Origin of the sequence: Kitasatospora sp. NPDC002227, from assembly GCF_040296285.1 — a bacterium.
Lineage (GTDB): Bacteria > Actinomycetota > Actinomycetes > Streptomycetales > Streptomycetaceae > Kitasatospora.
The window spans coordinates 101,911-112,323 of the sequence record NZ_JBEOWY010000013.1; the positions used below are offsets into that span (position 1 = coordinate 101,911).

Sequence of the window (10,413 nt, forward strand, 5' to 3'; positions counted from 1 at the left end):
GGGCGCCGAGCTGCTGGCGCGGCAGGCCGCCGACGCTGGTGACCCCGACGCCTCGGCTCACCTGGCAATGCTCCGGGAGAGGTCGGGGGACCGTGAGAGCGCCGAGCAGCTGTTCCGGCAGGCCGCCGACGCCGGTTTCACCCACGCCCTGGTCCACCTGGCGCTGCTCCGGGTGGAGGCGGGGGATCGTGAGGGTGCCGAGCAGTTGTACCGGCAAGGCGCCGATGCTGGCCACACTGGCGTCTTGATCCACCTGGCGCTGCTCCGGGTGGAGGCGGGGGACCGTGAGGGTGCCGAGCAGTTGTACCGGCAGGCCGCCGACGCCGGCCACACCCGCGCCCTGATCCACCTGGCAGAGTTCCGGGAGGAGGCGGGGGACCGTGAGGGCGCCGAGCAGCTGGTGTGGCAAGCCGCCGATGCCGGCCACTCCCACGCTCTGGCCAGCCTGGCAGAGTTCCGGGAGGAGGCGGGGGACCGTGAGGGCGCCGAGCAGTTGTACCGGCAGGCCGTCGACGCCGGCCACCCCGACGCCCTGAACCACCTGGTGATCTTCCGGGAGAACGCGGGGGACCGTGAGGGCGCCGAGCGGATCCGGCGGTACGGATTGGAAGTTGATGGCTCCGCGGCCGAAGAAGATTCAGGGAAGACGCGAGGGTTAACCAGGAGGTAGCCCCAGATAGCCCCGCCGCGCCGGTGCGCGCCGTCCGTTAGGCGGAGTTGGCGCTCGCGCACCAGAGGCTCCGCTGCGGCAAGGTCGCTGGAGAAGGCGCGGGAGTGCCGACTGCCAAAGCGGTCATAAAGCTGAAAGTATGAGAATGATGGCGAAATGGGGCAAAAATCGAGCCACAGAAACGGCCATAGAACCGCCTGGCGCGATCAGCCCGGTATGGCGCGACCTTGGAGGCGCCGAGAGGCCGGCAGAGAGCCTTCTGCGGGATTTCGGCATCCCGGATTAGGCCCATGGGCCGGACACGAGCCGTCCAACACGACTGCCTGCCCCTGCGCAGCGTCCACCGCTCTCAAATCCCTGAGCGAGCCTGCTCCCGGCGGGAGGATGATGCCGTCATGGGACACCACTCCCACCTCCGGCTGTGCACGGCCGTCGCGCTCTGGTGCCGGGACTCCTACTACCGGGACGTCGCGGCGCTGTTCTCCGAAGGCGACCGCTACTGCCGGCCGGACCTGGACCCGGCCCCGGACGAGGAGGCCGTCGTCTACGGCTACGCGGCGACGATCCGCGGGATGGCCGAACGGCTCGACGCGCAGGGCGTCACGGTCGAAGGGCCTAGAACTTGCACGGCGACGGGCGGTTGACCCTCGGGCCTCTGGCCGCCTTCTCGAAGGCCGTCGCCACTCCGCCTGGGTCTGGAAGAATCCCATCATGGGGAGAACCAGGGGACAGTCGATCGACCAGGTGCAGCTACGCCTGCAGCCACTTCTGAGGGAGAAGCTCAAGGCGGTGGTGTTCGACGCGAACGCCTACGGGGCTGCTCGTCCGAACCTTGATCATCTTCGTCGGCTCGCCGCCCGCCTGGCGGGCATAGGGCTCGAGACCTGGCTGCCGCAGCCCGTCGCGTGGGAGTGGGCTGAGCACCTCGCTCTTGACTGGCGCGTCCTCAAGAACGCGGCGTCCGACGAGCGCCGACGGTTGCAGGATGCGGGCATCGACATCCCGATGCCCTTCGATGACCGCGAGCAGGTGATCGCAGCCGCACTGGAGAACCTGGCCGGCATCCCCCACGTGAGGGTCATCGAGATGACCGGCCTCAGCGCGATCGAAGGTCTGAAGGATCAGGTGCTTCTGCGCGAGCCGGCCAAGCTCAAGGGAGAGACGGCCAAGACCCGGGGGCACAAGACCGGCGCGAGCGACAGCGCCTGGATCCGCGACGTACTCGCACTGGCCGATCCCGACGAGATCCTGATCATCTCCAGCGACAAGGATGTGAAGACCGCTTTCAGGGCCTGGAACAAGCCCGAACCGACCACCCGAGCACTCCACGAACTGCTTCCGACCCTGTTCCACCTTGTCGTTGACGACGGCTCAGCACGGATCGCCATCCTCCGATACCTCCTCACCCAGCTTGAAAGGGCGACCGCCGACGGTGGACAGCTCGACCTCGGCCGAATCGACGGGCTGGAAGCCTCGATCGTTCGCGACTGGGACGGCGACAGCCCCAGGCCCAACACCTACGGCGCCGCCGTCACCAACATCCTCGCGGTCGCTGGCGTAGAGAACGTCACCGTCGAGGCCGACGAGCAGGACCCGGAGGACAGGCCGTCCAGCCGAAGTCACGGGCCACTCCACGTTGGTCCCGCCGATCACCACATCGCCCATGCCACCGCATACTTCCTGGCGGAAGGTGAGCGCGCCGTGCAGACGCTTCTCGACGAAGGAGACTCAGAGTCGTCGGTGCATCCTTACGGCAATGTCCTGGTGCGGGTGAACCTCAGCTTCGACTTCACCGACGGCGTCATCACCTCCATGGAGCCCGAGGCCGACGGCCAGGCGATGCTCGTCGACTATACGTACGACACCACCGAGGAGGCCGAGGCCGCAGTGGCCGAGGCCCTCAACGTCGTGCCCGGGTTCGCGCTGGACGACTACCTCGACGACACGCTGGCGGTGGAGTTCCCAGGCGCTCAGGCGCAGGCGGAGATCAGCATCCGGCGCGACACGGAGGACTGGGAGCTGACCGTCACCCTCATGACCGGGGACGACGACGACCTCGATGTCATCGGCGAGCTCACGGCCGAATGCCGGTACAACGTGGACTCGTGGTACGGCGGCAGCCGCGACGGATTCCAGGGTCCCGACGCCTTCAACGTGGGCGTCAACGGCCCCGATGAGTTGAGCTGGCACCACGGGTTCTGGGCACTGCCGGCCTGGCTCGTCCAGCGCATCGACTGGTCCGCTTACCAGCCACACGCGCCCAAGGACGAAGCCGAGGAGACCGACCCGTCTTGATCCACGGCCAAACCCCCGGCAACCGCTCCGTTCAGGAACGAAGCCGGGGGCTTCGCCGCCCCGGACTGGTCAGCCGAGGAACAGCGAGGTGACGACCGCCCCGGCGATGAGGGCCGGGCCGATCGCGATCCGCGAGCGCCTGGTGGCCTTGCCCGCCACCAGAAGGCCGGCCCCGTGGACGGCGCCGAGCACGAAGCCAGCCAGCACGCCGAAGGCAAGCGCCGACCAGCTGTGCCAGCCGAGCAGGGCGCCCAGCGCGGGCGCCATCTTGAAGTCGCCCAGGGCAACGCCGCCCAGCAGCGCCAGGCCGAAGAACAGCACGCTCAGCACGACGGCCGCTAGCAGCGCCCGGACGGTCACCGCCTGGTCCTGCCCGGTCGCGGCAGCGCCGGCCAGCGCCACCGCGACACCGGCATTCAGGGCCAGGGTGAGGTGGTCGGGCAGCCGGTAGACCACCAGGTCGATCAGCGCGAGGGGCACGCCGAGCAGCACCACCCACCACTGCGCGAGGGCCAGCCAGCCGTGCGCGCCGGCCAGGGCGACCACCGCGAACAACACCCCGGTCAGCACCTCCGGCAGGCCCGCCACTGGTCCGATGCGCCCCGAACAGGCGGCGCAGCGCCCGGCGGCGAACCGCAGCAGCACCGCACCGTTCGCGACCAGTGGGCTGGCCTCGCAGGCAGGGCAGCGGGAGCTTGGACCAGTGCCGAGCGGCCGGGTGTAGACGAAGACCAGCGGGCGCACGACCACGGCGCCCAGCAGTGCGCCGATGGCGAGGGCGAGCACCGCCGCCGGGGCGGTCATACGCGCTGCCCCTCGAGCAGGGTCTTGATCAGACGCTGGGTCTCCTGGTCCAGCGGGGCGTCCTGGTGCTGGGCGGCGACCTTCGCGGCGTCGATCACGGTGAACAGGCCCTGGCGGTTGCCCGCGGCGTGCTCCACCCGCATCCAGTCCCGGAACAGTTGCTCGTGGTCCTGGACCTCGATGCCCGCCGCGATGGCGCGCCGTGCCGCGTCCAGGTCGAGGCACTCGTCCCGCAGTCGCAGGCACGCCACGGTGTGCGCGGTGTCGTGGATCTTGGCGATCATCTCCTGCGCGAGCGGCACGGCCCAGCCGTGCTCGCCGTCCCCGCCGAACGGCCGGCCGCGGACCAGGTCCAACGCCTGCTCGAGGTCGGCGAGGCCCGCGACGCCCTGCGGCAGGCCGCGTTCGGCGAGGTACTCGAAGACGGTCCAGTCGCAGGAGACCTCGTCCGACATCCGGTAGGTGTCACCGGACTTGCGGGGCAGGTACGCCGCTCCGGAGGGGGCGGTGCCCAGGGTGCCGCGCAGCTGGGAGATGCGCGACAGGACGGTCTGCGGCTCCCACGGCGACTCGGGGTCCATGGCGTTGGCGATCGAGCCGTAGTCGCGGCCCGGCTTGAAGTAGAGGTAGGCGCCCAGAGCAGCGATCTGGGCGGCGTGGCTGCTGTCGGGCCGGCCGGTGTTGTCGATGCGGACCGGTCCGAGGACCTGGATCTGCGGGATGCCGGGACCGGCCATGACCGGCGGCCGGGGGGCCTGCCGGGCGGGCTTGGTCAGGGCCACCGGCGTTTCGGCGGTCTCCGCGACGGCGTCGTCGGCAGGCTCGTAGCCGTCCTCGTACTCGTCGTCCGGCTCCTCCAGATCGTCGAACTCGTCGACGGGCTCCTCGCCCACTCCGTCCTCGTCCTCGGCGTCGTCAGTCGCGGTGTTGCCGCTCAAGGCGGCATAGCCGGCCACCGGCGCGGTGGTGAAGGTGACGGGGGAGGGGACGGACGCGGGGCCGAAGCGGGGCGGAACCGCGTCCGGGTCCGGCACGAACTCCCACGGACCCACCGCCGGGCGTGCGGGCTCGGCGGCCTTCTCGAAGGTGGCCACCAGCTGCCGGTGGGCCTCCTCGGTGACGCGCTGCAGGACGACCTCTCCGTCGACCAGCTCGCACGACTGGGCGGCCAGCTCGGCGGCGTCCAGCACCTCCGCCTCGGGGAAGTACTCGGCGCAGCTGGCCGGCAGGATCACCGCGACCTGCTGGCCGCGGGCCTTGCTGAGGAGGTCGGCCAGCTCCCAGGTCTGCTCGCCCGGGTCGCTGGTGCTGACCATCAGCCACGGCAGCGGGCCGGGCTCGTCGGCCTGCTCGGCCTGGATCGCCTCGGCCAGCACGCCCGCCAGGTCGACGATGCCGTCCTTCGCGGACGGCAGGAACCGCACGCGGCCCTTGGGCAGGTGCGGGCCCAGGTCCTGCCCGAACCCCGCGGTCAGGACGTCCACATGGTCCGCCCACGGGCACGTCGCGGCGTCCAGCGCCATCGCGCGGGCGACCTCGCGGACCTGCTCCGCAGCGCCGTCCAGCAGGACGACCTGGTGGAAGGGCATGTTGGCGAGCAGCTGGACGCCGTCCTCGTCGCGTCCCAGGCTCAGCAGGCCCGGGTAGGGGGCCGGGACGCGGGCGGCGTGCTGCTCGTCCAGGAGGTCGGCCCGCTCGTCCAGCACCCACCAGCCGCCGGAGCCGGCGGTGAACGGGCTGACGGGCTCCAGGTCGCTGTCGTCCACCAGGAGGTGGAGGGAGTCCTCGGTCACCCGGGCGGCCCGCAGGGCGGGGAGCTCGTCCGGGGCGCGCTCGGCCAGCGTGCGCAGCGCCAGGTCCAGGAGCGCGACGGAGGCCGGCTCGGCGGTGTGGCCGAGCAGCATCTCCAGCGGGGCGGTCTCCTCCGGCACGGCGATCGTCTGGCCGGGCCGGCGCCTGCGGTGCTGCCAGAGGCGGCGGGCGGCGATGGCACCGAGCAGCGCGGCGCCCAGGCCCGCGCCGATCCCCAGGATCTGCTGGACGGAGACGGCCTGCTCGGTGTGCTCGGCCTGCGCGGTGTCGGCCGTGGTGGGGGCCGGGGTGGTTTCGGCCGGGGCCGGAGCCTGGGTGGCCGGGCTCTCGGTGGCCGGGGCGGGGGTGCTCGGCGTGGCGCTCGGGCTGGCGGCCGGGGCCGGGAGCTGCGCCGTGGCCGGGGCGGACGGTTCGACCTTCGGCGCGGGAGCGGCCGGAGCGACCGGTGCGGGGGAGGCGGGCGGCTGCTGAACCGGGGCGGGCGCGGGGGCCGGGGCCGCCGCGGCAGGGCCGGGGATGACGATGCGCTGGCCGGGGAACAGCTCGTTCGGATCGGTGAGGTGGCCGCCGTCCGGCTGGACCAGGTCGCGGCTGGCCTCCAGCAGTTCGGGGTACTTGTCCCCGTCGCCCAGCTCCCGCTCGGCGATGCCCGACAGGGTGTCTCCGCGGTGGACCGTCACGGTGTGCTCGCCGCCGGCCGCCGCAGTGCCGGTGCCGGTGGTGACCAGGTCGGGCCCGGAGGCGTCCGCCGGCATCACCAGGCGCCACCCGGGCCGGATCAGGCCGTCGGCGGTGATCTTCCGTCCGTCGTCCTGCACGTGGCCCTTGTTGAGCTCGACGATCTCGGCCCACCGCTGGCCCGAGCCCAGGTAGCGCTCCGAGATCCCCCACAGGGTGTCGGTGTGCGTGGGCGTCGACGCCTTCACCACGTACACCTTCGCCCCCGCCGAGCTCGACGCCGCCGGGACGGCATCGGTGGCCAGAGCCACGACGGCTGGCTGCGCCGTGGCGGGCTGCGCCGCGGCGAGGACGGACACGCTGGCCACCGGAGCCCGCTCGGGGACGGCGGCGGATGCGGCCGACGCCTGACCGACGGTCAGCGCACCGGCGCTGACCAGCAGCATGGTGGCCACCAGCGAGCGGGCCAGGGCCTGCGAGGGACCGGCGGCCGGGATCGGCACCGCCAGACTCATCCCGGACAGCGCCGCCTTCAGCTCGACGGCGACGCACAGCGCGAACTGCGCCCAGGCCAGCCACACCACCACCGCCAGGATGCTCAGCAGCGAGGAGGTGCCGATGCTCTGGGTGAGCGTGTCCAGCGACGGCACGTGGTCCGGCAGCGGGTTGCCGATGAAGCGGACCAGGCCGTACGGGATCGCGCCGAGGAGGGCGACCAGGGCGACGCCGGCCAGCACCGCGAGCACCACGTCCCCGAAGGTCCGTGAGCGCCCCGGGCCCGCCGGCCTCTTCTTCGTCGTCACCATCGGCCGCTCCTTAAATGATCTTTCTCCTCGCGCCGCACCTCAGCCGGTGACGACGGTCTGGATCTCTCTGACCGTGACATTCTGCGGGGTGCCGTCGGTCAAGCCGTTCGGCAGGGGGTTCGCCGGCGCTGCGTGCGGGTCCTTCGACGGCGTCCAGGTGACCTTCCACGTCACCTGGCCGGTCAGCGGGTAGCTGCCGCCGCGCGAGGACCGGTCGTAGGTGATGTTGCAGTCGCTGGTGGAGGAGTCGACCTGGTAGCCGCCGCCGGAGGCCACGAAGTTGTAGGTGCAACTGCGCGGCGAGGCGTCGTCGGTGCCGGCGTCGACCCGCAGCGCCACCGGCACCGCCAGCGTGGACGCCGCGATGGAGAAGCCCAGGTAGTCGAGCGAGGCGGTCACCGAGACCGGCTGCAGCGGCTGGCTGAAGGACACGTAGGTCGGCAGATTGACGGTCTGTCGATCGGCGGCCGGGCTGAGCTTGACCTGCGGCGCGGGCAGCTTGGTGGCCGCGTATGCGATCTTGGAGAGCATCTGCGGCGTGACCGCGAGCCTGCCCGCCGGAGCACTGCCGGCGGGCACCCACTGGATGCCGGGGCTCTGGGTGCAGCTGTCGGTCACCGGGAGGTCCCAGGACTTCTTGGTCTTGACCATGCCCCACCACGCGCCGGGCACACCCTTGTGGAAGTCCCCGTCGGCCTTCAACGCCTCGTACTGCTTGAGGGCGTCCGCGCCGCCGGAGGTCCCCGCCATGCCGGCCAGCACCGCCTGGAAGGCGGCGTCGAACTGCTCGGGGGTGTAGGTCGGCTCGTACCAGCATGCCGGCGGCACCCAGCTCCCGCCGACGGACAGCAGGTTCTTGGCCCCCGAACCCGGGTCCGTCACCGTGAGGGTGACGTGCGATTCGATGCTCCACAGGTTGGGAGTGCCGCCGCCCGGGTCGCCGCCGAAGTCCGCCCGCGCGGGAGTGGCCACGGCGACGAGCGCGCCCGCAAGCACCACGGCGGCGGACGCGCGTACCCCCCGGGCACCGCGGCTCATGCGTTCTGGCACCGCTGCGATCCCTTCTCGCCGACCGCCTGCGTCACCCGCCACACGCCCTTCGCGGACAGCTCCAGCCCGGTGTTCCACTCCGTGTAGTCCTTGATGCTCGGCGTCGAGGGCAACACCTTGCCCGTGGCCCTGTCCTTCGGGTAGCCCTTGCTCTGGTCTTCGCAGTAGGTGAACGCGGCGTGGGTGGCGTCCTGGACGGTGATCGTCGGCGCGTAGTACCGGGTGGCGCCGGTGATGGTCTGCCCGCGGCTGGCGAGCTGCTGGATGATGTTGGCCATGTACGGGCGCGCCATGCCGTCCCAGGCGTACTGGAACGCCGGGGCCTGGCCGTCGCCGGCCGCGAACGCCGCGTTGTAGGCGCGCAGCGCGTACGTCATCCCCTGCGCGACGGCGTCCTTCGCCTGGTCGCCGGAGGCCGGGAAGGCGACGTCGACCGTCAGGTCCGCGGGCAAGGTGACCACCGGGGCGCCGGCGGGCTGCGCCGCGCTCGCGCTCGGCGACGGCGATGCCGAGGTCGACGGCGCCCCGCTCTGGGCGCCGCTGATGTCGGAGGCCGGGCTCTTCGGGCTGCTGCCGCAGCCGACGGCCGCCGCCGCGAGCAGCGCGACGGCCGCCCCGGAACGGACGAGGGTGCCGAAGGCGAAGTTGCTGCGGTTGCTGGTGCTGGTCATGAAGGTCTCTCTCCCATCCCCTTGAGTCGGGATCATTGTTCCTGTACGGCCTGGGCGGTGGCGAACCCGTGGACGGTCAGCGAGTCGCGTCCCGTCAGGCGCAGCAGGACCGGGCGGTAGACGAGGGTCACCTCGACCTGGACGGTGTTGCCGCCGGCCGAGACACAGTGGGCTTCGACGCCGGGGCCGGAGCGGGCGGCGAACTCCTGCACGTAGCCGGTGCAGGCCGGGTTCGGGTCGACGCTGACGGTGCCGTCGGCGCGCAGCGCGTCCCGGCTGACGTGGTTGGCGGCGTACCGGGCGGACTGTTCCGCGATGTCCGCAGCACGGTCGCGCTGGTGGATCGCCTGGCCGCCGTCCACCACGAAGCCGGCCAGGAGCAGGAACAAGATCGCCCCGAAGATCAGGTAGAGGGCGGCCGATCCCTCGTCAGCAGGGCGGGCTCGCAGACGTGCGAGGAGAAAGGTCGTCATCAGCTGGTCCGCCGGTAGGTGTCGAGCGGAGAGGTGGAGGTGGAGCTGACGTGGGTGGTGACGTTCAGGCCCATGGACGCCAGCCCGCGCACGTCGCACGACACGACGACGGTGAACAGGCCGCCGGCCCGCCAGTCGCCCGACGGCTGGACGTTCACGTTCCCGCCGACGCAGACGCTGGTCGCGTCCGCGCGGGCGGCCCGCTCGGCCTCCCGCACCGCGGAGTTGTAGTCGCGCTGCAGGGCGCCGGCGCGGGCGGCGTCGCGGGCGGCGCCGTCCAGGCTCCCGTGGGCGCGGACGATCAGTCCGAAGCCGACCAGCAGCAGGGACATGAACAGCAGGATCGGGGCGATGATGACGAGCTCGACCGTGGAGGCCCCCTCGTCGCCCCGCAGGCGTGAGCGCCAGGTGTCAGCCGCCATCGGGGACGAACCTCTCGATCGGGCCTTCGCTGACGGCCGTGGTGGTCAGGTGGAGCCACGGGATCACCGTCTTGACCTGGGCCTGCACGGTGACGCGCACCGTGTCCGGCCCGGTCTGGTCGGTGCTGATGACCGCGCCGCCGGCCAGGGCCGGGCCGAGGCTGTTGATCCGGTTGACGGCGGTGTCCCGGGCCTGCCCCCGCCACCCGCCCGGATCGGCGTCGGCGGTGGCCCGCGCCTTGCGGGCGCCGGCCTGCGCGGCAGCCTGGACGACCTGGTCGCCGAAGAAGTACAGGGCGAACTGCACGAGCAAGAAGAGGAGGGCGAACAGGATCGGGGTGGTGATCACGAACTCGATCGAGCTCATGCCACCGTCCCGGCCGCCGTCCCGACGCGCCGTCAGGCGCCGCCGGAGCTGCTGCATCATGTCCGTCCCCCTCTTCCTCCTCGTGGTCGTGCCGGTTAGCTGCAGCCGCCGTTGTTGGTGCTGTTCGCGCCGGTGATGCACTTGCCCACGTCACCGGCCTTGGTGCTGATGGCACCGCTGATGACGAGCGCGGTGGCCACCAGGATGGCGATGATGACGGCGATGCCGATCACCCACTCGACCGCGCTGAAGCCGCCGTCCTCGCCCTCGGCGCGGGCCCTCTCCAGGCGACCCTGGAAGAAGACGGCCAGGAACTCGACGGCCGGGTGGGACTTGATGATGTGGTTCATGGTGCGGATTCCCCT

Annotated in this window: 11 protein-coding genes; 3 read left to right on the forward strand and 8 right to left on the reverse strand. The window is 71.8% G+C overall.

The features are described 5' to 3' along the window. The 3 genes from ABT095_RS14735 to ABT095_RS14745 all read left to right on the forward strand — a co-directional run. Nucleotides 1-670, forward strand: a 670-nt coding sequence (locus ABT095_RS14735) for a tetratricopeptide repeat protein (protein ID WP_350529761.1), incomplete at its 5' end; no start/stop codon positions are given. A gap of 395 nt (nt 671-1,065) precedes the next feature. Continuing rightward, on the forward strand, nt 1,066-1,314 hold the full coding sequence (locus tag ABT095_RS14740; RefSeq protein WP_350529762.1) for a HEPN/Toprim-associated domain-containing protein: 249 nt from the start codon (nt 1,066-1,068) through the stop codon (nt 1,312-1,314). Between the two features lie 67 nt (nt 1,315-1,381). After that, a complete protein-coding gene (locus ABT095_RS14745; protein ID WP_350529763.1) occupies nt 1,382-2,965 on the forward strand; it encodes a hypothetical protein in 1,584 nt (527 codons plus the stop codon). 69 nt (nt 2,966-3,034) lie between these two features. Here ABT095_RS14745 and ABT095_RS14750 read toward each other — a convergent pair whose 3' ends face one another. The 8 genes from ABT095_RS14750 to ABT095_RS14785 are packed head-to-tail and all read right to left on the reverse strand — an operon-like array spanning nt 3,035 to nt 10,398. Continuing rightward, entirely contained in the window at nt 3,035-3,769 is a 735-nt protein-coding gene (locus tag ABT095_RS14750) for a prepilin peptidase (RefSeq protein ID WP_350529764.1), read from the reverse strand. Continuing rightward, nucleotides 3,766-7,065: a LysM peptidoglycan-binding domain-containing protein gene (locus tag ABT095_RS14755; RefSeq protein ID WP_350529765.1), complete on the reverse strand. Its 3,300-nt coding sequence runs from the start codon at nt 7,063-7,065 to the stop codon at nt 3,766-3,768. The genes ABT095_RS14750 and ABT095_RS14755 overlap by 4 nt, the downstream gene beginning before the upstream one ends. A gap of 39 nt (nt 7,066-7,104) precedes the next feature. Further along, entirely contained in the window at nt 7,105-8,103 is a 999-nt protein-coding gene (locus tag ABT095_RS14760; RefSeq protein ID WP_350529766.1) for a hypothetical protein, read from the reverse strand. Continuing rightward, nucleotides 8,100-8,786 carry a hypothetical protein gene (locus ABT095_RS14765; RefSeq protein WP_350529767.1) on the reverse strand — a complete coding sequence of 229 codons (687 nt, stop codon included), beginning with the start codon at nt 8,784-8,786 and terminating at the stop codon, nt 8,100-8,102. Before ABT095_RS14765 ends, ABT095_RS14760 begins: the two co-directional genes overlap by 4 nt. 32 nt (nt 8,787-8,818) lie before the next feature. Beyond that, on the reverse strand, nt 8,819-9,259 hold the full coding sequence (locus ABT095_RS14770) for a TadE/TadG family type IV pilus assembly protein (RefSeq protein WP_350529768.1): 441 nt from the start codon (nt 9,257-9,259) through the stop codon (nt 8,819-8,821). Beyond that, nucleotides 9,259-9,681, reverse strand: a complete 423-nt coding sequence (locus ABT095_RS14775) for a TadE family protein (RefSeq protein ID WP_350529769.1) — start codon at nt 9,679-9,681, stop codon at nt 9,259-9,261. The genes ABT095_RS14770 and ABT095_RS14775 overlap by 1 nt, the downstream gene beginning before the upstream one ends. After that, complete coding sequence (locus ABT095_RS14780) at nt 9,671-10,108, reverse strand: TadE family protein (RefSeq protein WP_350529770.1); 438 nt, start codon at nt 10,106-10,108, stop codon at nt 9,671-9,673. Before ABT095_RS14780 ends, ABT095_RS14775 begins: the two co-directional genes overlap by 11 nt. 35 nt (nt 10,109-10,143) lie before the next feature. Continuing rightward, entirely contained in the window at nt 10,144-10,398 is a 255-nt protein-coding gene (locus tag ABT095_RS14785; protein ID WP_350529771.1) for a hypothetical protein, read from the reverse strand. Nucleotides 10,399-10,413 lie beyond the last annotated feature (15 nt).

What these genes read in the sequence shown, in the direction of transcription:
- ABT095_RS14785 (WP_350529771.1), bottom strand. Translation starts at nt 10,398, where the DNA reads ATGAACCACATCATCAAGTCCCACCCGGCCGTCGAGTTCCTGGCCGTC.
- ABT095_RS14740 (WP_350529762.1), top strand. Translation starts at nt 1,066, where the DNA reads ATGGGACACCACTCCCACCTCCGGCTGTGCACGGCCGTCGCGCTCTGG.
- ABT095_RS14780 (WP_350529770.1), bottom strand. Translation starts at nt 10,108, where the DNA reads ATGATGCAGCAGCTCCGGCGGCGCCTGACGGCGCGTCGGGACGGCGGC.
- ABT095_RS14765 (WP_350529767.1), bottom strand. Translation starts at nt 8,786, where the DNA reads ATGACCAGCACCAGCAACCGCAGCAACTTCGCCTTCGGCACCCTCGTC.
- ABT095_RS14750 (WP_350529764.1), bottom strand. Translation starts at nt 3,769, where the DNA reads ATGACCGCCCCGGCGGCGGTGCTCGCCCTCGCCATCGGCGCACTGCTG.
- ABT095_RS14755 (WP_350529765.1), bottom strand. Translation starts at nt 7,065, where the DNA reads ATGGTGACGACGAAGAAGAGGCCGGCGGGCCCGGGGCGCTCACGGACC.
- ABT095_RS14760 (WP_350529766.1), bottom strand. Translation starts at nt 8,103, where the DNA reads ATGAGCCGCGGTGCCCGGGGGGTACGCGCGTCCGCCGCCGTGGTGCTT.
- ABT095_RS14775 (WP_350529769.1), bottom strand. Translation starts at nt 9,681, where the DNA reads ATGGCGGCTGACACCTGGCGCTCACGCCTGCGGGGCGACGAGGGGGCC.
- ABT095_RS14770 (WP_350529768.1), bottom strand. Translation starts at nt 9,259, where the DNA reads ATGACGACCTTTCTCCTCGCACGTCTGCGAGCCCGCCCTGCTGACGAG.
- ABT095_RS14745 (WP_350529763.1), top strand. Translation starts at nt 1,382, where the DNA reads ATGGGGAGAACCAGGGGACAGTCGATCGACCAGGTGCAGCTACGCCTG.